Source organism: Myxococcus xanthus, assembly GCF_013116825.1.
GTDB classification, from domain to species: Bacteria; Myxococcota; Myxococcia; order Myxococcales; family Myxococcaceae; genus Myxococcus; species Myxococcus xanthus_B.
On record NZ_JABFNS010000142.1, the window covers coordinates 1 to 24,047 of the forward strand.

Consider the following 24,047-nt stretch of genomic DNA (forward strand, 5'->3'; position numbering starts at 1 on the left):
CGGCAGCCTCAGATGGGTATAAGAGCCAGGCGGCGACGGGCGCGACAGGCTCGGCCTCCACGTCGGCCATGGGGACCGGCGCCGGGCCGGTGACGATGTTCGGCTTGCGGCGGGCGCGCGGCGTTTCGGGGGCGTCGGCGCCGTCGGCGGGAATGATGAGGTTGGGCGAGGGCGGCAGGAAGGACGCGGCCCAGGCCGGATCGGCACCGAGGGCCGGGCGCTTCTCCGCCTTCGCCGGCGCTTTCTCCGGAAGGGCGAGCACGGGCGCGGGGGCGGGCGGCAGCGAGTCGGCCTCGCGGGTCGGCGGCAGCAGCTTCTTCTCCAGCTTCTCCGCCTGCTGGCGCTCGCGGGACTCCTTGAGCGCCAGCTTCGCGGCGGCGGCCTGCTCCTTCTCCTGCTGCTTCGACAGCCGGAAGGCCTCCTCCGCCATGGCCTCGGCCTCGGCGGCCTCGGCCTCTTCGGCCAGGCGCTCGGCTTCGGCGAGCTCTTCCTCGTCGGCCTCGAGCTGCGCGAGGAAGGCGGCCTCCTCCAGCTTCTCCTGGGCGGCGCGCTCCTGGCGCTCCTGGTAGGCCACCTTCTGCGCCTCCCAGAACACGCTGGCGGATTCCTGGACGCGGCGGCCCACCACGCACAGCCCGGCCCAGGCCAGCGAGCACAGCTTGAGGAAGGTGTACTGGGTGCCCACGATGAGGGCGGCCGCGCTGATGGCGGTCACCAGGATGACGGTGCCCACCGTGGAGAACAGGCTGGCCATGATGCCGCCCAGGCTCGCGCCCAGCGCGCCACCTGGTGGGTGTGCCCAGCCCTTGTCGCCAGCGAACATCAGCTGCGCCAGCACGGACACGCTGACCGTCAGCAGCGCCAGGCTGATGATTTGCGGTCCCCGCTTCCGGTCCCGGCTGCCCACGAAGAGCACCATGGCCGTGTAGATGCCGCCCGCCGGGATGAGGTAGGCGCACACGCCCAGCAAGCCGCGCAGGGACTCCGCGATGAGGTGCCCCATGGGGCCCACCGCGTTGTTGAAGCCCGGGCCCACCCGGTCCTTCGCGTCGAAGGTGGCCACCGCCAGCAGGGCAATCAACGACGCTGCCAGCAGGAACACGCCGGTGATGGCTCGGGTAGTGACGTCTCCGCCCTTGCCGGCCTTCATCCGCTTGTCCGCCAGCGCCCTGCGGCGCGTCGCGATTTCCTGCCGGGACAAGACCGCCTTCTCCGCCCGACCCTTCTTCGCCGTCATGTCCGTCTTCCCTCTGCGCGTCTCAGCCGCGTAGCGGGCTGTAGCAATGCCCGCAGCGAGTGTAGGGAGGGCGGGGGACCGGTCAATTTTCCAGCTCCGGACGGGGAACCTACATTTCGGCTGCACCCCTCCCCAGAGGGGGTATGGTGCCGCCCAACATCGCCGCCCGGGCGCGCATGCCGCGCGGCGGCGGGACTTCGTGGAGGAACATCACATGGCCGACGCCCGTACCGATAAGCCGTCATCCACCGAGGAGGAGTACTTCGCCCGGGAGGAGATTGAGAAGAAGCGCAAGCTGGCCCTGGAGCAGGCCGCGGCGAGTGCGGCGCAGCAGCGCGAGGAGCTCAAGAAGCTCCACTGGATGAAGTGCCCCAAGTGCGGCATGGACCTCCAGACGCTGAAGCAGGGGAATGTCGAAATCGAGACCTGCTTCAACTGCCACGGCATCTTCCTGGACGCCGGGGAGCTGGACCAGCTGGTCGCCCAGCACGGCCACGAGGGCAGTGGCAAGGTGATGGGGGCCATCCTCAACCTCTTCAAGAAGAAGTAGGCCGCCGTGGCGCTCACGCTCGAGCAGGTGCGCCATGTGGCCACACTGGCGCGGCTGTCGCTGACTCCGGAAGAGGAGCAGCGCTTCACCACCCAGCTGTCCGCGGTGCTGGACGCGGTGGAGCAGCTCCAGTCGCTCGACGTGGAGGCCGTGGAGCCCACTTCCCACGCCACGCTCACGTCCTCACGGTTGCGTGAGGACGTGACGCGGCCGTCCCTGCCGCCAGAGAAGTCCCTGGCCAACGCGCCGGCGAAGTCGGACACGTCCTTCGCCGTGCCGAAAATCATCGAGTAGTCCCGGAGGTTCCACGCCATGCAGCTCACGGACCTCACGATGCTGGAGCTGGCCGCGAAGCTGGCCGCGGGAGAGGCCTCCTCCGAGGAGGCCACCCGCGCGAGCCTGGCGCGCATCCAGCAAGTGGACCCGAAGGTGCGCGCCTTCTTGCGCGTGGATGAAGCCGGTGCCCTGGCCGCCGCTCGCGCCAGTGACGCGCGCCGCAAGTCGGGCAGCCCCGCCAGCGCCCTGGACGGCGTGCCGTTGGGGCTCAAGGACATCTTCCTCACCGAGGGCGTGGAGACCACCGCCGGCTCGCGCATCCTGGAGGGCTTCGTTCCGCCCTATGACGCCACGGTGGTGCGCCTGCTGAAGGAGGCGGGCCTGCCGCTGGTGGGCAAGCTGAACATGGATGAGTTCGCGATGGGCTCCTCCAACGAATCCAGCGCCTTCTTCCCCAGCCACAACCCGTGGGATGTGGCGCGCACGCCAGGCGGCTCGTCGGGTGGCTCGGCGGCGGCGGTGGCCGCGCGCGAGGTGTTTGGCGCCCTGGGAACGGACACGGGCGGCTCCATCCGCCAGCCCGCGGCGCTCACCAATACGGTGGGGTTGAAGCCCACCTACGGCCGGGTGTCGCGCTTTGGCGTCATCGCCTTCGCCTCGTCGCTGGACCAGCCAGGCCCCATGACGCGCACGGTGGCGGACGCGGCGGCGCTGCTCCAGGTGATTGCGCGGCCGGACGCGCAGGACGCCACGTCCGCGGACGCGCCCGTGCCGGATTATTCGGCGGACCTGGAGGCCGGCGTGCGGGGCCTGAAGCTGGGCGTTCCGCGCGAGTACTTCACCGAGGGCATGGACCCGGAGGTGGAGGCCGCGGTGCGCGAGGCCCTGCGCGAGTACGAGCGTCTGGGCGCGACGCTGGTGGACGTGTCGCTGCCCCACACGAAGTACGCGCTGGCGACGTACTACCTCATCGCGCCCGCGGAGGCGTCCAGCAACCTGGCTCGCTACGATGGCGTGCGCTTCGGCCTGCGGGCGAAGGACGCGCGCAGCCTGCGGGACGTGTACGCGCTGACGCGGGAGCAGGGCTTCGGCGCGGAGGTGAAGCGCCGCATCATGCTGGGGACCTTCGCGCTGTCCTCCGGCTACTACGACGCCCACTACCTGCGTGCGCAGAAGGTTCGCACGCTCATCCGGGAGGACTTCACGCGGGCCTTCCAGCAGGTGGACGCGCTGCTGTCGCCCACCTCTCCGGTGCCGGCCTTCAAGCTGGGGGAGAAGGTGGAGGACCCGCTGTCCATGTACCTCATGGACATCTACACGCTGCCTTGCAACCTGGCTGGCCTGCCCGGCCTGTCGGTGCCCTGCGGCTTCACGAAGGCGGGCTTGCCCGTGGGCCTGCAGATTCTGGGACGGCCCTTCGACGAGGCTGGCCTGCTGCGCATTGCCCGCGCCTACGAGCGCGAGCACGACTTCTTCCACCGCTCCGCGCCCCTGTAGGGCCCTCGAGCGTCCGCCCAGGTGACACCGCCATGCCCGTGAGCGATTTCCAGCCCGTCATCGGCCTCGAGGTCCACGCGCAGCTCCTCACGCAGTCCAAGATTTTCTGTGGCTGCTCCACCGCGTTCGGCGCCGAGCCCAACCGCAACACCTGTCCGGTGTGCCTGGGCATGCCCGGTGTGCTGCCGGTGCTCAACCAGCGCGTGGCGGAGTTCGCCGTGCGCACGGGCCTGGCGCTGGAGTGCACCATCCGCCCGACGAGCGTGTGGAGTCGGAAGAACTACTTCTATCCGGACCTGCCCAAGGGCTACCAGATTACGCAGTTCGACCAGCCCATCTGCGAGCACGGGCGGCTCGTCATCGACACGCCGCAGGGCGAGAAGTCCATCCGCATCCTCCGCATCCACATGGAAGAGGACGCGGGAAAGAGCGTGCATGACGCCGGTGGGGGCCAGAGCCTGGTGGACCTCAACCGCGCGGGAGTGCCGCTGCTCGAAATCGTCAGCCAGCCCGACCTCCGCGACGCGGACGAGGCGGTGGAGTACCTCAAGGCGATGCGGGACGTGCTCGTCTACCTGGGCGTCAACGACGGCAACCTGGAGGAGGGGAGCTTCCGCTGTGATGCCAACGTGTCGGTGATGCCCAAGGGCTCCACCACGTTTGGGCAGCGCTGCGAGCTGAAGAACCTCAACTCGTTCCGCTTCCTCAAGCAGGCCATCGAGTACGAGATTGCCCGGCAGGTGGACGTCATCGAGTCGGGTGGCAAGGTGGTGCAGGAGACGCGCCTGTGGGACGTGAACAAGGGCGTTACCCGCTCCATGCGCAGCAAGGAGGAGGCGCACGACTACCGGTACTTCCCGGAGCCGGACCTGCCGCCGCTGCACGTGAGCGCGGAGGCCATCGACGCCGCCGCGAAGGCGCTGCCGGAGCTGCCGCGCGCGAAGCTCCAGCGCTTCACCCGCCAGTACGGACTGCCCGCGTATGACGCCCGCATCCTCACCGCCGAGCGCCCGCTGGCCGACTACTTCGAGGCCTGCGCCGGGCACTACAAGGACTACAAGAAGCTCTCCAACTGGTTCCTCGGAGAGCTGATGCGCCTGCTGAAGGAAGAGGGCACGCCGCTGTCCGCGCTGCGCTTCACGCCGGCACAGCTGGGGGAGCTGCTGGGCGCTGTCGACCAGGGCATGGTGTCCGCCAACGCGGGCAAGGATGTGCTCGGGGAGATGTTCCGCACGGGCAAGGCGCCCTCGGACATCATCGCGGAGAAGGGCCTGGCCCAGGTGAGCGACACCGGCGCCATCGAGGCGGTGGTGGACGACATCCTCGCGAAGAACGCGGGGGAGATTGAGAAGTACCGCGCCGGCAAGAAGCAGGTGTTCGGTTTCTTCGTGGGCCAGGTGATGCGGGCCATGAAGGGCAAGGGCAACCCCGCCCTGGTCAACGAGCTGCTGAAGAAGAAGCTCGGCGACTAAGGCGTGCTGTGTGCCGCGGTGGGGACGGTGGCGTGCACCACGTCCTCCTCCTGCGTCGTCTGGGCCTGGGCGAGCACGCGCACGTCGCCGGAGGCCGTGCGCTCCAGGATGTGTGAGGCGGCTTCGAAGGTGTTGCCGAGCAGACTGCCCACCTGCTGCGCGCTCACCACGTAGCGCACGTTCCGGAGCGTGCGGAGCTGCTCGGGCAGGCCTTCGTGTCGCCAGCGCTCGCCTTGGGCAGAGCGTGTCCACGGCCCGGCGTGGATGGCGGGATGGGCGAGGACATCCACTCGCATGGCGTCGAGGTATTGCGCGCAGGGGACGAACCAGGGCTCGTCGCGGGTATGCGGCTGGGCGAAGCCGTCATAGCCGATGAGGGTCGCCAGCTTTCCGAAGGGCGTCTGGAGCACGGACAGGTCCTCCGGGCGGCCAGGGCTCAGGTGCAGCCCGCCCTCCCAGGAGGGCACCAGGTTGGCCTTGCGCGCGGCCGCGACGCAGTCGCCTTCGGGCGAGAAGGTGTAGCTGGTGTTGTAGGTGCGCGCGTTGAAGGGCTCGAAGTCCGGCGAGCCCTCCCCCCGGCGGCCGGCGGGCAGCAGCGCACTGCCCGCCACCACCCACAGGCCGAAATCCCGCGCGAGGCCAGAGAAGGTGTTCCACAGCGTCCGGTGCACGAGGGGCGCTCGCGCGGCGTAGATGCACTCCGTCAGCGACGGCGGCCGAAAGTGGCTCCAGGCATTCCACACGCCCCAGGCTTCGGGGAGGACCACGCGTTTCAGTGCATCCTGGAGTGAGGTGCTTTGCCGCACGCGGCGCATGTGGCCCAGGAACAGCAGCGGTGCCCCCACCGACTCCGGCCACACGACGAGCGCTGGGTAGCGCGGCTGGCCTGACGCATCCCGGGCGCGCAGGGCATCCACCTTCGCGGCCAGCGCACGGTGTCGCGCGGCGAAGGCGGCCGGAGAGGCGTAGTCCTCCAGCGAGACGCGGGGCTGGAGGGCGAACAGTTCGACGAGGTCGGTGGCCGTGTCCACGGTGCGTTACTTCAGCAGGCCATTCTCGCGCAGCCGCTGCTTGAGGAAGGCATCCGCGGTGATGGGCGCGTGGCGCGCCGGGGTGTCCGCCGTCTGGGTGCAGGGCAGCGCCTGGAGCACGCAGTCCGCGTAGGGATGGACGAAGAAGGGCATCGAGTAGCGCACCGTGTCCTCTTCCTTGCTGCGCGGGTTCACCACCCGGTGCGTGGTGGCGGGGATGATTTCGTTCGTCACGCGGCTGAGCATGTCGCCTGAGTCGACGACAATCTGTCCGCGCAGCGTGTCCACCGGCAGCCATTCCCCGTCGCGGGTGAGCAGCTCCAGGCCGGACGCCGTGCCCTCGCAGAGCAGGGTGATGAGGTTGATGTCCTCATGCTCGGCGGCGCGCACGCCCCCGGGGATGAAGCGCTCCTTCAGCGGCGGGTAGTGGATGAGCCGCAGCACGGAGTTGCCGTCCGTGGCCATGCCGCTGAAGGTGTCGCGCGCCACGCCGAAGTACTCGGCCAGCGCCTGGAGCATGACGCCCGCCGCGCAGTCCAGCGCGTTGAAGAGCGACAGCGTGTGCTCTCGGAAGGTGGACACCTCGGTGGGCCACACGTTGGGGCCGTAGAGCGCGTGGTACTTGTGGTCAGGCGGCAGCTCGCGGCCCACGTGCCAGAACTCCTTCAGGTCTCCCACCTGGCGGTTCTTCGCGTGCTCCTGCCCGTAGCCGATGTAGCCGCGCTGGCCGCCGTGCCCCGCCTGGGCGTACTGGGCCTTGGTGGCCTCGGGCAGGGCGAAGAAGCGCTCCACGTCCGTGTACGTGCGGCGGATGAGGCCGTCGTCGATGCCGTGCCCTTCCACCGTGACGAAGCCGAACTCCTTGATGCCGTCGCCGAACACCTGCACGAAGCGGGCGCGCTCCTGGGGTGTGCCCGTGCGGTAATGGGACAGGTTGACGACGGGGATGCGGCGCTGGGTTGGCGACATGGCGCCGCACTTTAACCACCGTGATGGATTGTCGGCACGCACAGCGTCCTCCAGAAGACCCTGTTCTGCGACCATGGCTTCGAGGGTGCGGCAGCAGCGGACATCTGCCCTCATCCCCCGTGGAAGTCAGTGCTCCCGGAGTCCATGTTGGCGGGCAGGTTGGGGGGAGGCGGATGCCCGAGGTGAGCAGCGGTGGTGGGTGTGGGGCGTGTGGCCGGCGGCATGGGGCGGAGGCCTCGTGTCCGACGCTGGTGCGCGCGGACGTGCGGGCCGGTGGAACGGCGCGTCCCAGGTGTGCCCCCGCGGTAGAGGCGCAGGACCCCCTGGTGGGCGTCCGGTGCGGAAGCTTCCGGCTGGTGCGGCGCCTGGGCCGGGGCGGCATGGGCGCCGTCTACCTGGGCGAGCACGTCTCCATTGGCAGCCGGGTCGCCGTGAAGGTGCTGCACGCGCACCTGACGATGTACCCGGAGCTGGTCCAGCGCTTCCATGCGGAGGCGCGGGCGGTGAACCTCATCGGCCACGAGAACATCGTGAGCATCTTCGACATGGATGCCACGCCGCCGCGCCCCTACCTCATCATGGAGTTCCTGGATGGGGCTCCGTTGTCCGCGTGGGTGGGGACGCCCCTGGCCGCGGGCGCGGTCGTCTCGGTGCTGTCGCAGGTGTGCGACGCGCTCCAGGCCGCGCATGCGCGAGGCATCGTCCACCGCGACCTGAAGCCGGACAACATCTTCCTGGTCCGGCGCAAGCGCAACGCGCCCTTCGTCAAGGTGCTGGACTTCGGCATCGCCAAGCTGGCGGACGCGCACATGCCCCAGACGCACGCGGGCATCATCGTGGGGACGCCCGAGTACATGGCCCCCGAGCAGTCCCTGGGGCGCGGCGTGGATGGCCGCGCGGACCTGTATGCGCTGGGCGTCATCGCCTACCAGCTCCTCACCGGCCGGCTTCCCTTCAACGACGAGGGATTGGCCGCGCAACTGGTGGCCCATCAGCTGCGGCCACCGCCGCCCCCCAGCTCCGTGTACCCGGCGGTGTCCGCCGCGTTGGAGCACGTCATCCTGCGCGCCCTGGCCAAGAAGCCCGAGGACCGATACGCCTCCATCGCGGCGTTCCGGAACGCGTTGCAGGTGGCGCTCGCCGAGCACGTGCGCGTGTCGGCGCGGAAGACGCGTCCCGGAGGACTCGCGGTGCTCGAGCGGCCGCCCGCCGCGCCAGGCATGCCCACCGAAGGCCCGTCACGGGGGCGGCCTGGCGCGGACGCGCGGGCGGGGCCGGTGCCTTCCTCGCTCGCGGGCACGTCCCAGCGGCGTCTTGCTCCCGCCGCGTCGGCGGCGCCCCGGGCCTCCCTCGTGGAAGTGCCGGTGCAGGTCGTGCTGCGGCCAGGGGAAAGTCCTGTGCGACTCAGGGGCAGTGGCCTCTCCCGGGGCGGCCTGTTCCTTCACGGTGGGCGCGTACTGCCGCCGTTGTGCTCGCGGCTGCCCGTGGTGCTGGAGCTGGCGTCCGGGCCCCTGTCGGTCATGTGTGAAGTGGTGCGGGTCGTTCCGCCCGCGCAGGCGCGCGTCTGGGGGATGCCCACCGGCTTCGGCGTCCAGTTCGTGGAGGCCACCGCCGTGCTCAAGGCCGCCGTGGATGCGCTCCTCCAGGGCGAGCCGGTACGCGCCATCCCGCAAGTGCCGCCCACGGAAGACCCGGCCGTGGCGCGCTTGCTGGAGGCCTGGCGTCAGCGCTCGGCGGGGGACGCGTATGCGGTGCTGGCGCTGGAGCCTGACTCGGACATGGGCACGGTGCGCCTGCGGACCCGCGAGGCCTGGCGCTCGCTGGAGTCCCTGGAACAGCACTCGCTGACGCCTCCCCAGCGCGCGCAGGTGGATGCGTTGCGCGTCCGCGTCCGCGAGGCGGCCGAGGCCTTGGGCGCCACGGTGCAGCGGGCCCTCTACGATGCCTGGCGCGGCAATCACCGCGGGGTGGCGAAGTGCCTGGAGGCAGGGCTCACGGCCGAGCAGTTGGAGTCCCTGCGGCGGGAGTTCCTGGCGCGCAGGCCCCAGGCCATGGGAACGGCGCGGATCCACTTCCAGTCTGGTGGCGCGTTGGAGCGCGACGGCCGGCTCTCCCAGGCGCTGGATCAGTACGAGCGAGGGCTGAAGCTCGCGCCGCTGGAGGTGGACATGCTCCAGCGCTACCGCAGGCTCCGCCGGGTGCTGGGCGGGCGGGCGACGGCGCCGACCGGACATGACAGGGCCCGGTCACCTTGAAGAAGGAGCCGGGCCCAGGACTGTTTCTTGGGATGGAAGGCCACTCGAAATTATGGCTCTTCGTCCGGATCTTCCACGGTAACAGCGGTCCGGCAGTCCTGACTGATCCCGGAGAGCTGTGCCGCACAGCCGATCAGCTCGCCAAAGTACTGCGTCTCGTTGCCTTCGGAGCAGGTGTTGACACCGTCCAGGCACTTGATGGCGCGCTCGATCTTCTCCTTGTCGCTATCGGTACACTTGGCGAGGCCGCTCTTGCACTGCTGGATGGCGGCGTCCATCTCGTTGTCCGACAGTCCAGTAACTCCGCAGGCGCGACCCTTTTTGTCGACCTCGTTGCTGCTGTTGTACAGGTCTTCGCAAAGGTCGTCATCGCCACCGCCGCAGCCGGTGCCAAGAACAAGAGAGCTGGTTGCCAAGAGGCCGATCAGAAGCTTCTTCATGGTAGTCCCCCTTTGGACGAGGTTGTCGGGCCGGCTCGCGAAAAGGCGGCCGAAAGCCCGGAACCCGAGTTAGCACTGACCCAGGGGGCGAGTAAACGGCCGGGGAGTAGCCGTCTGATCCTTCAACCACCTTGACTCCCCAGGGTATCTCCCGTAAATCCCGCCGCCTTTGGCGCGATTGGATGGTCCACCCGTCCGAAATGCGCGGTCGATTCCACGGGTTGACCCAACCCGACAGATGACAGGGGTTTGACGATGTACGCAGTGATTCGCACGGGCGGGAAGCAGTACCGCGTCGCCGAGGGCGATGTGGTCCGGATCGAGAAGATCGCGGGCGACGTCGGGGCCGAAGTGACCTTCACGGAGATTCTGCTGGTCGGTGGTTCGGAGAGCCCGAAGGTGGGCCAGCCGACCGTCGCTGGCGCGAAGGTCGTGGGCAAGGTCCTGGCGCAGGACAAGCACCGCCGCGTCCTCCACTTCCGGAAGGAGAAGGAGGGCTGGACCCGCCGCCGCGGTCACCGTCAGCCGTACACCGAGGTGAAGGTCACCTCCATCGCCGGCTAGTCCGGGCGGTTTCACCTCAAACTTCAGGAGCACGGTGTCATGGCTCATAAAAAAGGACAGGGTTCTTCGCGCAACGGTCGCGATTCCAACCCGCAGTATCGTGGCGTGAAGGTGTACGGCGGTGAGACGGTGTCGGCGGGCAGCATCCTCGTTCGCCAGGTCGGCACGGTCATCCACGCCGGCGCCAACGTGAAGCTCGGCCGCGACTTCACCCTCTACTCGGTGGTGGACGGCGTGGTGAAGTACGAGCGCCTGGGCCGCGACCGGAAGAAGGTTTCGGTCTACCCGGCCGCCGCTGAGCAGGCGAGCGCCTGACGGCTGGCTGGCCCTTGAGGCCGGCAACCGTGCGGCACCCACGAGCGGGTCGCTTCTCCAGTCCACGCGCCCTTCCGGCAGCGGGATGCGAGGGCGGCCCGCTCTTTGTTTATCCAGGAGTCCCAGATGAAGTTCGTCGACGAGGTCCGCATCTTCGTGAAGGCGGGGGATGGCGGCAACGGCGCCGTCTCGTTCCGGCGGGAGAAGTACATCGAGCGGGGTGGCCCCAATGGCGGGGACGGCGGTAACGGCGGCTCCGTCGTCTTCGTGGCGGACCCGCAGCTCACCACGCTGCTCGACTACCGCTACCAGCAGCATCACCGCGCCAAGAATGGCGAGCACGGCATGGGCAGCGACTGTAACGGTCGCGCCGCCGAGGACATGGTGCTCAAGGTGCCTGTGGGCACGCTGGTGAAGGACGCCAACACCGGGGAGCTGCTGGTCGACCTGAGCGAGACGGGCCAGCGCTGGGTGGCGGCGAAGGGCGGGCGCGGCGGCCTGGGCAACATGAACTTCGCCACCTCCACCCGGCAGACGCCGCGCTTCGCCCAGGATGGGACGAAGGGCGAGGAGCTGACGCTCCGGCTGGAGCTGAAGCTCCTGGCGGACGTGGGGCTGCTGGGCTTTCCCAACGCGGGCAAGAGCACGTTCATCTCCCGCGTGAGCCGGGCGCGGCCGAAGGTCGCCGACTACCCCTTCACCACGTTGATCCCCAACCTGGGCATGGTCCAGTACAAGGACGGCCTGTCCTTCGTGATGGCGGACATCCCCGGCATCATCGAGGGCGCCAGCGAGGGCGTGGGCCTGGGGCACCAGTTCCTGCGCCACGTGGAGCGGTGCAAGGTGCTGATCCACCTCATCGACATGGGGGCGGAGGGCGAAGGCCGCGCGCCGCTGCACGACTTCGACGTGCTCATCGCGGAGCTGGGCAAGTACAGCCCGGAGCTGGCGTCCAAGCCGCAGGTGGTGGCGGCCAACAAGTTGGATCTGCCCGACGCGCAGGCCCGGCTGGAGGGCTTCACGGAGGCGCTGCGTGAGCGCGGCATCCGTGTGTATCCCGTGTCCTGCGCCACCGGCGAGGGCATGCAGCCGCTGATGGACTCCGTGGCGGAGGTGTTGTTCACGGGGCGCACCGAGAAGCTCCACGTGGAGATTCCCGCCAAGGCGGCTCGGGCGGGGAAGGCCAAGGCGAAGGCCGCGGAGAAGAAGGCTCCGGCTCGCAAGGCGGGCGCAACTGCGGCGACGAAGCCTGCGACGAAGAAGTCTGCGGCGGTGAAGACGGCTCCGGCTCGCAAGGTGGGCGCAGCGGCGGCGAAGAAGAAGTCTGCGGCTGCGAAGAAGGCTCCGGCTCGCAAGGTGGGCGCAGCTGCGAAGACGTCCACAGCGCGCAAGGCGGGCACTGCTGCGGCGAAGAAGGCCGCGACCCGCAAGGCAGGCACTGGGGCCGCGAAGAAGGCCGCGACGAAGAAGGCCCCAGCTCGCAAGGCGGGCACCGCGCCGGTGAAGAAGTCCGCCGCGAAGAAGGCGCCCGCGCGCAAGAGCGGCTCGTCGGGCAAGGCCGCCGCGAAGAAGGCATCCGCGGCCACGAAGCGAACTCCGGCGCGCAAGTCGGGCGGCAGGAGGAGCTGAGTCCATGTCGGGTGGTGGTGCGCGCTACGAGCGCTATGAGCGGGAGCAGTTCGAGCCGGAGCAGTTCCTGCTCGACGTGCGCAAGGAGAAGATTGATCGCGTCGTCAGTCACCGGACGCGCAACTTCACGGTGGTCCTGGACCGGCTGGAGGACAGCTTCAACATGGCCGCGGTGCTGCGCACCTGCGAGTCCATGGGCGTTCAGGAAGTCCACATCATCATCAACCCGGAAGCGCCCTTCGTTCCCAACTCGAGGGTGGCCCAGGGCTGCGACAAGTGGCTGGACGTGAAGCTGTACAAGACGTTCGCCGAGTGCCGCGAGCACCTGAAGTCCCGTGGCTTCTCGCTGTATGCCTCCGCCATCCAGGAGGGGGCCACCAGCCTCTACACCCTGCGCTTCGACGGGAAGATGGCGCTGGTGTTCGGCAACGAGCGGCGCGGCGTGAGCGAGGACGTGCTGGCCGGCGTGGACGGCACGTTCTGGGTCCCCATGAAGGGGTTCAGCCAGAGCCTCAACATCTCCGCCGCGGCGTCCGCCTGCATCAGCCGGGCGATTGCCTGGCGGGACGAGCACCTGGGCCAGTCGGGGGACCTGTCTCCCGAGGATGCCCAGGCCCTGCGCGAGCGCTTCTACGTGCTGGCCATCAAACAGAGGAAGCGCTTGTTCAAGAAGGCCCCGTGAATGCCGGGGCTCAGGCCCCGTCGAGATGGGTTAGATGGAGGTACGCCATGTTCTTCGAAGCCCTGCTCGCTACGCTCCTGTCCGCTCCTGCCACCCCTGCCGCAGCCCCGGTGAAGCCCGCTCCGACGGTCCAGGCCGCCGCGCCCGCGCCCGCGGCCCCCGCCGCCGCGAAGCCCATGACGCCGGAAGTGAAGTCCCTGGTGGACCGGATGCAGGCCTTCTACGAGAAGACCGGTGACTTCCGCGCGGGCTTCCGCCAGGACTACAAGTACAAGACCTTCCGGCGCACGCAGACGTCCGAAGGCACCGTCACGTACAAGAAGCCCGGCCTGATGCGTTGGGAGTACCTGAAGCCTTCGCCGCGCACCTTCGTGCTGGCGGGCAACAAGGTGTACGCGTACGACCCGGCGGCGCAGAGCCTCACCGTTGCCAACGTGGACACCAGCCAGCTCTCCGCGTCGGTGACGTTCCTCTTCGGCCAGGGAAAGCTCGCGGACGAGTTCAACATCACCAAGGGCGCCTGCAAGGACTGCAAGGGCACGTTGCTGGTGTTGGATCCGCTGAAGAACGAGCCGCGCTTCCGCCAGGTGCGCCTGGAGGTGGATCCGTCCACGGCCCAGGTGCTCAAGAGCACGGTGGTGGATCCGGACGGCAGCGAGAACACCATCTCCTTCCTCAACCTGAAGACGAACGTGGGCCTCGACTCGGACAGCTTCAAGCTGGACGTCCCGGACGACACCCGCGTGGATGACTTCACGAAGGCGAAGAAGCAGTAACCTGCGGAGCGTGCGTCGCGCGTTCCTGCTGATGGGGTGGATGGGGCTGGCCGGGACCGGGTGCCACCGGGAACCGGCCGCCAGCGCCGAGCGTCCGCAAGGCTTCCAGGGGCAGACGCTGCCGCTGCTGGCTTCGCCCGCGCTGCGGCTCACCGTGGCGGGCCAACTGGGGGCGCGGCCCGTGCCGGTGGTGTTGGACGTGGCGCGGCCACTCTCGCTCGTGTCGCGAGGCTGCTTCGACGGCGCGCTTCCCGCCCCCGAAGGCACCATCCGCGCGCCCGAGCCCGCGGGAGGTTTCCGCTCCTGGCCCGTGGTGCCTTTACCCGCCTTCTCGGTGGGCCCGGTGCGGTCGCCCGTGCGCACCGCGGGCTTGTCCGGTGAGAAGGTCTGCGCCGTGACGCTGGGCGCGGATGTCCTGGAGTTCTACGCGCTCACCGTGGACCCACTGCGGCGGGAAGTGACCTTCACCACCTCTCGCCCTCGCGCGGACTACGTCGCGGAAGCGGCGGCCACGGAGGCCTCGCGCGAGGTGCACGTGGTGGAGCTCAGCCGCGAGCCGCTGGGCGATTGGCCCCTGCTGGCCGCGCGGATGACGCAGGGCGGAGCGGAGCTCACGGGCCCCTTCGTCCTTGGCTCGCGTGAGCCCTTCTCACGAGTGTCCGTGCGCCTCGCCGAGGCACAGGGGCTTCAGCCGCTCGAAACGGCCGCCAACCTGCCGCCGCGAACCTTCGCGCTGGACGCAGTGGAGGTGGCCGAGGGACTGGGTGTCCGCCCGCTGGTGGTGGAGGCCGCTGGGCGCTGGGACTCGCCGAGCAGCCTGGGCCGCCTGGGGCCGGATGTCTGGGGCCGCTTCACCGCGACGCTGGACGCAAAGGGCGGGGCCCTGGTGCTGCGGCGCCCCCGCGTCCGGCCGCCAGAAGGCTCCGCCACCAGCCATTGCGCCGCGCCCGACAGCTCCTTCCGTGAGGAGGCTTGCTACGGCCTGCATGTGCGGCGTGAGCCGGATGGCAGCGTTTCGATCAGCGGCGCCGTGTACCGGGACCTGCCAGAAGGAGGGCGGCTTCACCTGGAGCCGCTGGGGCCGGACGGGCAGAAGCTGGTGAGCGGCTGTGGCGTGGGGCTGAGCTTCCCCTCCACCAGCAGAGGCCTGACGACGCAACACCGCGTGCCCTGGCGCTCCCTGGCGCAGGCGCTGCCTGCCTGCCATGCGGCGCTGTCCACCGCGCGAGACTTCACGCTGGGCCTGTTCGAGGAAGGCCGCCAGCCCGAGTGCCCCACGGCCTGTGCCTTCGTCACGGAGACCGCCTCTCGCCGCACCGTGTGTGAGTGCCAGCCCACGCCACTGGGTGAGGGCGTGGCCATGCCGGCGCGAGGCGCTCCCTCGCGTGAGCCCCCACCTGAGGAGCGGGAGCTGGAGCCGGAAGACCCCCGCTAGCGTTGCCTGGACAGGGGCGGGGGTGCTGCGCTCTCCTCTGGCGCACATGCGCCCGTCTCCCACCGAGTTCGACCGTCAGTACACCGAACAGCGCCGCTCCATCGAGCTGGCCCGCCGCTATCTGGAAAAGGAGGGCGTCTCCCGGATGTACGATGCCCTCTCCAAGGAAGTGGAGCGGGGCCGGTTGTCCGTGCAGGACGCAAGTGGCGCCATCCGCTTCGGATTGCTGGCCGTCATCGAGCGCGTCGCGGAGCGCGTGGGCCACACGCACTACGTCGACATGTTGAAGGATGAGGAGATGCTGGACGCGCTCCGTTCCACCCTGGACGACATCTGCCGGCGCAAGGGCGTGGATACCTTCGAGTTCCGCCAGCAGTGGGCCCACGCCAACCTCCAGGCCGTGCTGCGTGACTGGCACCTGGTGGTGCACGAGGAGCGGGGCCGGCAGCGCTACGAGGTGGCGGCGGACCTGGTCCGGCGCCTGGTGAAGGAGACGCCGGGGACGGTGCTGGCGCAGACGCTGAAGCTGCCCGCGGACGCGTTCGTGCTGCTGGTGTCGCCCGAGGCGGGGCTCGTGGGCCTCGGTCCGGACGGCACGCCCGCGCCCATCACCGAAATCTACGCGGTGGAGTCGCCCGCGCCGGAGGGCAAGGCGTGGTTCCTGTGGCTCAACATGCGGGACGCGGGGAACCGCGCGGCCCGGGCGCTCATCAACGTCTACCTGCAGGACGGGAAGACGTTGGACGATGCCATCGCCTTCACCCGGGAGCAGGGCGGCCCTCAGCAGGACGCGGGCTGGGAGGACTGCTGCCGGCTGCTCGCGGGCGTGGCGCGGCACTTGGCCGAGGGTGGGCCCGTGCGCGAGGTCTGGTACGACGCCACGGCGCGCGAGCTCCACGAGAAGCTGGCGGCGACGCCGAAGGCGGCGAAGGCGGACCGGGAGAAGCTGCGCGAGCGTCTGCGCGCCGTCAGCCCGGGACGCACCCTGGTGCTGGAGGAGCCCTCGCGCTGAGGGCTCCCGCGGCGTCCGGAGCCTTCGCGCCTACTCCGCGCGAGGGGCCGGACGCTGCATCACCGACACGGGCAGCGGAGCCGGGTGCGCGTCGCGCGCGGTGTGCTCGCGCTGCTTCGGGTCCGGGCGCTCCACCACGCGGGCGACCAGGTCGTAGTCGTGGGCCTCCGTCACCTCCACGGTGACAATCTCCCCCGGGTACGCCAGTCCGTCGTTGATGTAGACCATGCCGTCGATGTCCGGCGCCTGGCCTTGGTGGCGGCCCACCAGCAGGTGCTCCGTCTCCGGCGCGGGGCCTTCCACGAGCACCTCCAGGCGCTTGCCCACGAGCTTCTTGTTCTGCTCGCGGTTGATGCGCTTCTGGATGGCCATGACCTCGCGCCAGCGGCGCTCGATGATTTTCTGCGGCACCTTGTCCGGCAGGTCGTAGGCGGCGGTGCCCTCTTCGTCGGAGTACTGGAAGACGCCCAGGCGCTCGAAGCGCTGCGTCTTCACGAACTCCTTCAGCATCTCGAAGTCCTCGTCCGTCTCGCCCGGCAGGCCGACGATGAGCGAGGTGCGCATCACCAGACCGGGCACGCGCTCCCGCAGCTTGGTGAGCAGGCCCTTGAGGAACTCCGAGTTGCGGCCGCGCTTCATGGACAGCAGCAGCTTGTCGCTGACGTGCTGCACGGGCATGTCCAGGTAGCGGGCAATCTTCGGCTCCGAGGCCATCACCTCGATGAGCTCGTCCGGGAAGATGCGCGGGTAGGCGTAGTGGAGGCGGATCCACTTCACGTCCACCTGCACCAGCGCCTTGAGCAAGTCATGCAGCTTCGGCCGGCCCGGCAGGTCATGCCCGTAGGCCGTCAAATCCTGCGCGACGAGGTTCAGCTCCTGCACGCCGCTGTCCGCCAGCTGCTTCGCCTCGGCGACGATGTCGTCGATGGGCCGCGAGCGCTGCCCGCCGCGCAGGGTGGGGATGATGCAGAAGGCGCAGGCGTTGTCGCAGCCCTCGGAAATCTTGAGGTACGCCGTGTACTTCGGCATCGAGTTGATGCGCGGCGTATTGGCGTCGTGGATGTAGTCCGGGTCCGGAATCACCTGACGCGGCGAGGCCTCCGCGGCCAGCAGGTCACCAATCTGGGCGTAGGCGCTGGTGCCCAGGAAGTGGTCGACCTCCGGCATCTCCTTCGACAGCTCCTCGCCGTAGCGCTGGGACAAGCACCCCGTCACCACCAGCGTCTTGCAGGCGCCGGACTTCTTCAGCTCGGCCATCTCCAGGATGGAGTCCACCGACTCCTGCTTGGCGGGACCGATGAAGGCGCACGTGTTGACGACGATGACCTGGGCGTCGGACGCCTCCTGCACCAGCGTGTAGCCGCGGTGGCGCAGCGTGCCCAGCATCACCTCGGAGTCCACCCGGTTCTTCGGGCAGCCGAGCGTCATCATGTACAGGCTCTTGGTGGTTTCCACTGCGTCTACCGCTTTCCGAGTTCGGTTCGCGAGAAGTGGGTCCCACTCCAGGCGAAGTTCATGGACGTGCCGTTCGAGTAACGGATGGACAGCACGCCCTCATCTTCCAGTTCCACCGATGACGTGCGCCCCAGCGCGCAGGTGGCGGCCGGCCACTCAAGCACCCGCCGCGCTGTCTTCCCGGTCACCAGGTAGAGGCCCAAGCGCAGCTCGTCATCGGCGTCACATTGACCCGCGACGGCATACGGATTCTTCCCGGTCACCACCGTGACGACGCGTCCGCCGTCCTCCAGGGTGAGCGTATCCGGCACGTTCAGGTCCACGGACGAGGGAACGACGGCGTCCGGCGCCACCAGGCCGCGCAACGAGGCAGGGGTCAGCTCGTCGTCCGCCTGAGCCCAGGCCGGGTAGCTCATGTAGTCCCAGCCCAGCAGCCCGTTCTCCTTGGGCTCGAGCGAGGTGACGTTCTCCGGCAGCTTCAGCTTGAGGCCCTTGCGGGGCTCGTCCGGCAGGCGCAGCGCGTCACCCACCATGGTGCCGCTCTGGCAGTTCGAGATGGACGTGACCTTGGCGTCCGCGCTGTCCCGGTCCTCGTAGGTGAGGCACAGGTCCATCACCAGCGGGTCCACGGCGGGAAAGCGGGGGAAGGCGCGCACCGGCACCGACGCCATCAGCAGCAGCGTGTTGCCCTGGCGCTGCACGGCGGCCGTCACCAGGTCCTGCGCGAACTGCGGCGTGCCGCTCTCCGCCCCGGACGCGCGCTTGCCATCGAAGGCGAAGCGCCACGTGTAGCCGGTGGCGGTGGGGCCGGTGCCCGGGAAGTAGAGGGACAGGGTGAGCAAGTCGCCAGCCTGGAGCTGGTCGTCGGTGGCTTCCACTCCGACGTACAGCGTGTCCTTGCGCGCGCCCACCTTGGCGGTGAACGAGGCGGTGGCGCCCTCCACGGCGACGGGCTTGAGCACCATCGGCGACGCGAAGGCCTTGAGCCCACCCTGGATGCGCGGGGGCTTGGGGAGGGAGGGAACCGGCTTGGAAGGACGGTCCGCCTGGGCGGACGCAACGCCCGGGGCGCAGAACAGGAGGCAGAAGGACAGGGCTGCAGCGCGCATGGGCCTCTTCAATCGCGGAAGTTGATGAACTGCATGTCCAGCTTCAGCCGGTCCTGCTCCTTGCGGAACAGGGCGATGGCCGCCTGGAGGTCGTCCCGGTTCTTGCCCGTGACGCGAAGCTGGTCGGCCTGGATGGAGCCCTGGACCTTCATCTTCGAGTCCTTCAGCAGCTTCACCAACTCCTTGGACTTCTCCACCGGGATGCCCTGCTGGAGCTTGATGACCTGCTTCACGTTGTGAAGGCCCGTCTTCTCGATGTCACCGTACTCCAAGGCGAACAGGCTGATGTTCCGCTTGGCCAGCTTCGTCAGGAGGACTTCCTTGGCGGCCTGGACGCGGTCTTCGCTGTTGGCCTTCACGGTGATGGCGGTATTGTCCGGGGCCAGCACCACGTCGGCATGGGTGCCCTGGAAGTCGTACCGCGTGCTGAGCTCCTTCTTGGTCTGGTTGACCGCGTTGTCGAGCTCAGCGAGGTCGATTTTCGAGACGACGTCGAAGGATGGCATGGGCAGCGGCCCTTACCATACCTACACCCGGACGACCAAGGGCACCACCAGGGCACGCTTGGACGTGTACGCCTTGAAGGCCCGGCGCACGGCCCGGGTGAGCTCCTCTCTCACCAGGGCGTCATCGCCCCGCAGGACGGGGGACAGTTCCTCGAAGAGCACTTGCGCGTCCTGGGCCACCCGGGGGAGCAGGACCTGTTCGTCCACGGACAGCCCCTGGCCGGACAGCTGCGGCCCCGCCACCAGCTTCTGGGTCCCCCGCTGGAGGACGACCACCGCGGCCACCATGCCCGTCTCCGACAGCCGGACGCGCTCCTGGAGCGTGTCCGGCGTCAGCAGGCCGGGGCCGAACCGGTCCTTGAGGATGCGTCCGGACGGGACGCTGCCGGTGAAGCGCCCCCGGCCCTCCTCGAAGGTGACGACGTCGCCGTCCTGCGCCAGCAGGCACTGGGCGGGCTCCAGCCCGGCCTCGCGCGCGGTGAGCAGGTGCTTGTGCAGGTGGCGTCCCTCGCCGTGGACGGGGATGAAGTGGGCCGGGCGCACCAGGTCCAGCACGCGCCGCTGCTGGGGCTGGCTGGCGTGGCCGGAGACGTGGATGCCCGGCTCCACCTGGGCGTAGGCGACCTTCGCCCCGCGCCACTGGAGCGCGTCGATGAGCGCGCCCACGGAGCGCTCGTTGCCGGGGATGGCCCGCGAGCTGAGCACCACCAGGTCGCCGGGATTCAGCCGCACGGGGCCGTCCCCCGACGCGAGCTGGGACAGCCCGGCCCGGGGCTCGCCCTGGGCGCCGGTGGTCAGCACCAGCACCCGCTGCGCGGGCAGCGCCGGCACCGTGTCCAGGTGGACGAAGAGCGAGTCGGGCACGTCCAGGTAGCCCAGCTCCCGCGCCATCTCCACGTTGCGCAGCATGCTGCGGCCCTGCAGGGCCACCTTGCGCCCCAGCCGCTCCGCCAGCGCCAGCAGGTGCCGCACCCGGTGGAGGTTGGAGGAGAAGAGGGCGACGATGATACGGCCGGTGGCGCCCTGGAAGAGGCGCTCGAAGGTCTGCTCCACCACGCGCTCGCTGCCCGTCTCCTCCGTCACCTCGGAGTTGGTGGAGTCGGAGAGGAGGCAGAGCACGCCCTCCTCGCCAGCCTCGCCCCAGCGCTCCAGGTCCGTGCGCAGCCCGTCGATGGGGTCCGGGTCCAGCTTGAAGTCGCCGGTGTGGATGAGGGTGCCTTCGGGCGTGCGCAGGATGAAGCCCACCGCGTCCGGCACGGTGTGCGTGACGCGGCTGGCCTCCACGCGGAAGGCGGTGCCCACGGTGAAGGGCTCGCGCGGCTCGATTTCGCGCAGGTCCGCCTCGATGCCCAGCTCCTCCAGCCGGTGGCGCGCCATGGCCAGCGTGAAGCGCGTGCCGTAGACGGGGACGGGCACCTCGTTGAGCAGGTAGGGCAGGGCGCCCAGGTGGTCTTCGTGGCCATGGGTGAGCAGCACGCCCTTGAGCTGCGCGGCGTTCTGCTTCAGGTGGCTGAAGTCCGGAATGATGATGTCCACGCCGGGCATCCCCGCGGAGGGGAACATCAGCCCGGCGTCGATGAGCAGCATCTCCCCACGGCAGGCGATGACCATGGAGTTGAGGCCGATTTCGCCCAGGCCGCCCAGGGGAATGACGTGAAGCATTGGGTGAAGTCTAGCGGTGGAAAGTGACGGAAGCCCCCGAGAATAGGCGTGAGCCGCGTCCGCCTGTCTGGCGACCCTCGGGGTGACTTCGTCGGATGCGGAGGGAGCGCTCCCCGGAGTCCTCGCGCCCCCGCTCGAGGATGTGTGTGGAGGGACGTGATTTCGGTGGATGTGGGCCCTGGCCGTGGCTCAGCGCCTCCGGCGTCGGAGGTCCTGGAGCCAGTTGCGGACGGAGCTGGCCTCCAGGGCGTAGGTGGGCTCCTCGGCTGCGTAGAAATGCAGGGCCTGGTTGGCCAGCCCCCGGGCGCGGGGCCCGTCCTGCTTCACCAGCGTCTGGGCCAGGGCGAAGCGGGTGCTCGCGAGGTCCTCGGCCGGGCCCGGATGGGCGGTGCGAAGCGCCAAGGCGCGCTCCAGCGTGGCGCGGGCCTCGTGGCTCTTGCCCAGGGCATGCAGGGCCAGGCCCAGCGTGGTGAGCGGAGCGGCCGTGTCCAGGTGGTCCTTCTGGAAGGCCTCGTAGGCCGCGATGCTCCGGCGGGCGTAGTCCATCGCGTCGCGCGGCTTTCCCTCTCGCAGGGCCAGCGCGCCGAGCAGGGCCAGGTCGGTGGCGGTCTCCGGATGTTCGGGGCCGTAGGCCTTCAGGTCCACCGCGAGCGCGCGCTCGCGCAGGGGGCGGGCCTCTGCGTTGCGGCCGAGCGCTTCCAGGGCCTCGGCCAGGTTGTTGAGCGGATAGCTCAGCGTGGCGCTGTCGTGCCCCAGCGACTGCTCCTCCAGGTGGATGGCGCGCTGGAGGTAGGGGAGGGCTTCCTCGAAGCGGCGGACGATGACCAGGTGGTAGCCCATGGCGTTGGCCGCCATGGCCGTCTGAGGATGGGCCGGGCCGAGCACGCGCTCCGTCGTCTCCAGCACGCGGTGCAGCAGGCCCATGGCGCGCTCCGTCTCGGGCGTGCGGGAGAGGGCCGCGGCCTGGTTGCGGAGCGACTCCAACGTGAGCAGGTGCTCGGGCCCCAGCTCCTGCTCGCGCAGCGTCGCGGAGCGGCCAAAGGCCTCCACCGCCTGGGCGTACTGGCCTCGGAGGAAGGCGTTGCGGCCCAGGCTCGTCTGGAGCAAGGCCTCCAATTCGGAGGCGCCGCCCGCGCGTTGGATGGACGCGCGCGCCTGCTCCACCGTCCAGGACTCCAGGGTGGAATCGGAGGAGACGGCGGTCACCAACCTCGCCGACGCGCGCGCCGCCAGGTGGTCATGGCGGTGCGCCTGCGCGGTGAAGAGGGATTCCCGCAGGGCCGCGGCGGCGCGAGCGTCATCCCCCGCGACGAGCCCGAGCCGGCCCTCCAGCTCCAGCGCCTCCGCCAGCACCGGCCCGTAGCCGAGCTGCCGCGCCTCGGACAGCACCGCCTTCGCTTCTTCCTGCGCCTGGGGGTAGCGGCCGGCGTCCACCAGGGCCGTGGCCCGGTCCACCCGGGCGCGCAGGGCCTCCACCTGCTGCCGCTGCCCCTCGGGCTCCGACAGGCCCCGCCAGAGCGCGTCCACGTCCGCGCAGGCGGCGATGGGAGGCAGTCGCTGGGCCGCGTCCGGTGCGGCGTTCAGCGCCTCCGCATCCGTCTGCGCGAGCACGCCCGTCAAGGCCACCAGGGCCGAGTGGCGCCGGTCCAGGCACGCCATGCGCAGCGCGAGCACATGGTCCGACTGGTGGCCCTGAACCCGGGTGGCTTCGCAGGCCTCGCGGTGCATGCGCGTCCAATCATGCGCGAAGCCATCCAGGGTCGTCGCCACGCGTTCGAAGGCGGCGGAGGCGTGGACCTTGCCCGTGGCGGCGAAGGCCTTCTGGATTTCCGCCCGGCGTGCCGTGTCCCAGACGCCGGTGAGCCGGGCCTCGGCATCCGGACACGGGCCGTCCCGCTGCGAGCCCACCAGCAGCCAGGTGACGGCGACCACGCTGTTGAGCAGCATGGACGCGGCGGCCACCGCGCCACGGCGGCGCCAGGCCGCCAGCGGGTCCGCGCCCAGCGCATCCAACAGCACGCCCATGGACGGGAAGCGCGCTTCGGGAGCCGGGGACAGGCCCCGCGTCACGGCGCGCAGCACCCACGTGGGGACGCGGCTGCCCCGAGGCGGCGGGCGCACGCGGCCGGCGCGGGCTTCCTCCAGGTAATCCTCCGGGCGCTTGCCGTTGAAGGGAAGCTGTCCGTAGAGGGCTTCGTAGAGGGACGCGCAGAAGCTGAACTGGTCCCCGCGCGCGTCGATGCGCCCGTCTTCGTGCTGCTCCGGTGGCATGTACGCGGGCGTGCCCATGACGAGCCCGGCCTCGGTGAGCGCCGTCTGGAGCAGGTCTTCCGGGGCGAGGCGCGGCAGCGCGGGCGTGGTGCCCCGGCCCGCCTCGGCGGCGTCGAGGTCCGCGGTGGTGCGGGCCAGCCCGAAGTCCGTCACCTGCGCCCGGCCTTCCTTGCTGACCAGCACATTGGCGGGCTTGAAGTCCCGGTGGACCAGTCCAGCGGCATGTGCGGCGGCGAGCCCTCGGCCCGCCTGGCGGAAGATGTCGAGCACCTCTCGCCAGGTGCGGTGCTCGGCGCGGAGCCAGTGGCGCAGGGACAGGCCGTCCACCCGCTCCATGGCGATGAAGACGCGCCCCGCGAAGGTGCCCGCGTCGTAGACGGAGACCACGTTCGGGTGAGACAGCCGCGCCATCGCCTGGGCTTCGCGAAGCAGGCGGGAAGAGCCGTCGGAGCGCGCCGCCGGGTTGGCGTCCGGGTGCAGCAGCTTGATGGCGACGCGCCGGTGCAGCTCCGGGTCATAGGCGCTGTAGACAGCGCCCATGCCGCCCGCGCCCAGGGTGTCCAGGATGTGGTAGCGGCCCACGCGAATCTGGGCGGAGTCCCGCGGCTCGGTGTCCTCGACATCCTTGCGCGCGAGGGGGCGGCCCGGCTTCCCACCCCCGGGGCTCGCCAGAAGCGGCTTGGCCGGCGAGGGCGCCAGGGGCATGGACAGGGTGACTCGAGGGCCGCGTCCCTCCGCCGCGTCCGGGGCGGAGAGCAGCCGGCCGCCATGCGGGAGCACATGGGCGCCCGCGAAGCTCTTGGGGCTCGCGCTGGGACCGGGCGCGGCGTGGGCATTGGGCAGGATGCGCGCGCTCAGGTCCTGAGGCGGCGCGGGGGGCGGAATGGCGCGGATTGCTGGTGGG

General features: G+C 69.9%; 21 protein-coding genes. 12 read left to right on the plus strand and 9 right to left on the minus strand.

Translation table 11 applies throughout. The features are described from left to right. Positions 1–1,237: DNA translocase FtsK 4TM domain-containing protein (locus HNV26_RS30875; protein WP_216612881.1), on the minus strand; the 1,237-nt coding region annotated here is incomplete at its 3' end. Positions 1,238–1,451: 214 nt separating this feature from the next. Here HNV26_RS30875 and HNV26_RS30880 point away from each other — a divergent pair. From HNV26_RS30880 to gatB, 4 genes are read left to right on the plus strand one after another with little or no spacing between them, the layout of a single operon-like run. Continuing rightward, a complete protein-coding gene (locus HNV26_RS30880; RefSeq protein WP_026113821.1) occupies positions 1,452–1,787 on the plus strand; it encodes a TFIIB-type zinc ribbon-containing protein in 336 nt (111 codons plus the stop codon). A gap of 6 nt (positions 1,788–1,793) precedes the next feature. Continuing rightward, positions 1,794–2,081 (plus strand): Asp-tRNA(Asn)/Glu-tRNA(Gln) amidotransferase subunit GatC, encoded by a 288-nt coding sequence (gene gatC, locus HNV26_RS30885; protein ID WP_011551578.1) that lies wholly within the window; start codon positions 1,794–1,796, stop codon positions 2,079–2,081. Positions 2,082–2,099: 18 nt separating this feature from the next. After that, a complete protein-coding gene (gene gatA, locus HNV26_RS30890) occupies positions 2,100–3,560 on the plus strand; it encodes an Asp-tRNA(Asn)/Glu-tRNA(Gln) amidotransferase subunit GatA (protein ID WP_171444499.1) in 1,461 nt (486 codons plus the stop codon). Positions 3,561–3,592: 32 nt separating this feature from the next. Then, positions 3,593–5,032 carry an Asp-tRNA(Asn)/Glu-tRNA(Gln) amidotransferase subunit GatB gene (gene gatB / locus HNV26_RS30895; protein ID WP_171444498.1) on the plus strand — a complete coding sequence of 480 codons (1,440 nt, stop codon included), beginning with the start codon at positions 3,593–3,595 and terminating at the stop codon, positions 5,030–5,032. Here the strand turns inward: gatB and HNV26_RS30900 are convergent. Together HNV26_RS30900 and HNV26_RS30905 are read right to left on the minus strand one after the other, a co-directional pair. Continuing rightward, positions 5,029–6,063, minus strand: a complete 1,035-nt coding sequence (locus HNV26_RS30900) for a carbon-nitrogen hydrolase family protein (RefSeq protein ID WP_171444497.1) — start codon at positions 6,061–6,063, stop codon at positions 5,029–5,031. The two genes, gatB and HNV26_RS30900, sit on opposite strands and share 4 nt — an antisense overlap. Positions 6,064–6,069: 6 nt before the next feature. Beyond that, a complete protein-coding gene (locus tag HNV26_RS30905; RefSeq protein ID WP_171444496.1) occupies positions 6,070–7,032 on the minus strand; it encodes an isopenicillin N synthase family dioxygenase in 963 nt (320 codons plus the stop codon). Positions 7,033–7,205: 173 nt separating this feature from the next. Between HNV26_RS30905 and HNV26_RS30910 the strand changes: the two genes are divergently transcribed. After that, on the plus strand, positions 7,206–9,287 hold the full coding sequence (locus HNV26_RS30910) for a serine/threonine-protein kinase (protein ID WP_171444495.1): 2,082 nt from the start codon (positions 7,206–7,208) through the stop codon (positions 9,285–9,287). Positions 9,288–9,337: 50 nt separating this feature from the next. On the opposite strand, the gene HNV26_RS30915 is transcribed toward HNV26_RS30910, so the two are convergent. Further along, on the minus strand, positions 9,338–9,727 hold the full coding sequence (locus tag HNV26_RS30915; RefSeq protein WP_171444494.1) for a hypothetical protein: 390 nt from the start codon (positions 9,725–9,727) through the stop codon (positions 9,338–9,340). A 255-nt stretch (positions 9,728–9,982) separates the two neighbouring features. On the opposite strand from HNV26_RS30915, the gene rplU reads away from it, so the two are divergent. From rplU to HNV26_RS30950, 7 genes are all read left to right on the plus strand, one after another. Beyond that, complete coding sequence (gene rplU / locus HNV26_RS30920) at positions 9,983–10,291, plus strand: 50S ribosomal protein L21 (RefSeq protein WP_026113820.1); 309 nt, start codon at positions 9,983–9,985, stop codon at positions 10,289–10,291. Positions 10,292–10,330: 39 nt separating this feature from the next. Beyond that, positions 10,331–10,606: a 50S ribosomal protein L27 gene (rpmA, locus tag HNV26_RS30925; RefSeq protein WP_011551586.1), complete on the plus strand. Its 276-nt coding sequence runs from the start codon at positions 10,331–10,333 to the stop codon at positions 10,604–10,606. A 126-nt stretch (positions 10,607–10,732) separates the two neighbouring features. Next, positions 10,733–12,235: a GTPase ObgE gene (gene obgE / locus HNV26_RS30930; RefSeq protein ID WP_171444493.1), complete on the plus strand. Its 1,503-nt coding sequence runs from the start codon at positions 10,733–10,735 to the stop codon at positions 12,233–12,235. A 4-nt stretch (positions 12,236–12,239) separates the two neighbouring features. Continuing rightward, positions 12,240–12,917 carry a TrmH family RNA methyltransferase gene (locus HNV26_RS30935; RefSeq protein ID WP_090484423.1) on the plus strand — a complete coding sequence of 226 codons (678 nt, stop codon included), beginning with the start codon at positions 12,240–12,242 and terminating at the stop codon, positions 12,915–12,917. A gap of 47 nt (positions 12,918–12,964) precedes the next feature. Next, positions 12,965–13,693 (plus strand): outer membrane lipoprotein periplasmic chaperone LolA, encoded by a 729-nt coding sequence (lolA, locus tag HNV26_RS30940; protein WP_171444492.1) that lies wholly within the window; start codon positions 12,965–12,967, stop codon positions 13,691–13,693. A gap of 10 nt (positions 13,694–13,703) precedes the next feature. Further along, positions 13,704–15,128 carry a hypothetical protein gene (locus tag HNV26_RS30945; protein ID WP_366817062.1) on the plus strand — a complete coding sequence of 475 codons (1,425 nt, stop codon included), beginning with the start codon at positions 13,704–13,706 and terminating at the stop codon, positions 15,126–15,128. Between the two features lie 46 nt (positions 15,129–15,174). Next, on the plus strand, positions 15,175–16,140 hold the full coding sequence (locus tag HNV26_RS30950; protein ID WP_216612882.1) for a hypothetical protein: 966 nt from the start codon (positions 15,175–15,177) through the stop codon (positions 16,138–16,140). A 30-nt stretch (positions 16,141–16,170) separates the two neighbouring features. Here the strand turns inward: HNV26_RS30950 and rimO are convergent, their stop codons facing one another. From rimO to HNV26_RS30975, 5 genes are all read right to left on the minus strand, one after another. Further along, the gene (gene rimO, locus HNV26_RS30955) at positions 16,171–17,568 is read right to left on the minus strand and encodes a 30S ribosomal protein S12 methylthiotransferase RimO (RefSeq protein ID WP_216612884.1); all 1,398 of its coding nucleotides are present in this window, start codon (positions 17,566–17,568) and stop codon (positions 16,171–16,173) included. Positions 17,569–17,600: 32 nt separating this feature from the next. Continuing rightward, the gene (locus HNV26_RS30960; protein WP_171444488.1) at positions 17,601–18,704 is read right to left on the minus strand and encodes a hypothetical protein; all 1,104 of its coding nucleotides are present in this window, start codon (positions 18,702–18,704) and stop codon (positions 17,601–17,603) included. An 8-nt stretch (positions 18,705–18,712) separates the two neighbouring features. Next, complete coding sequence (locus HNV26_RS30965; RefSeq protein ID WP_011551594.1) at positions 18,713–19,210, minus strand: YajQ family cyclic di-GMP-binding protein; 498 nt, start codon at positions 19,208–19,210, stop codon at positions 18,713–18,715. 21 nt (positions 19,211–19,231) lie between these two features. Continuing rightward, complete coding sequence (locus HNV26_RS30970) at positions 19,232–20,872, minus strand: ribonuclease J (RefSeq protein WP_171444487.1); 1,641 nt, start codon at positions 20,870–20,872, stop codon at positions 19,232–19,234. Between the two features lie 189 nt (positions 20,873–21,061). Then, the coding region (locus HNV26_RS30975; RefSeq protein ID WP_171452927.1) for a serine/threonine-protein kinase at positions 21,062–24,047 on the minus strand (2,986 nt) is incomplete at its 5' end.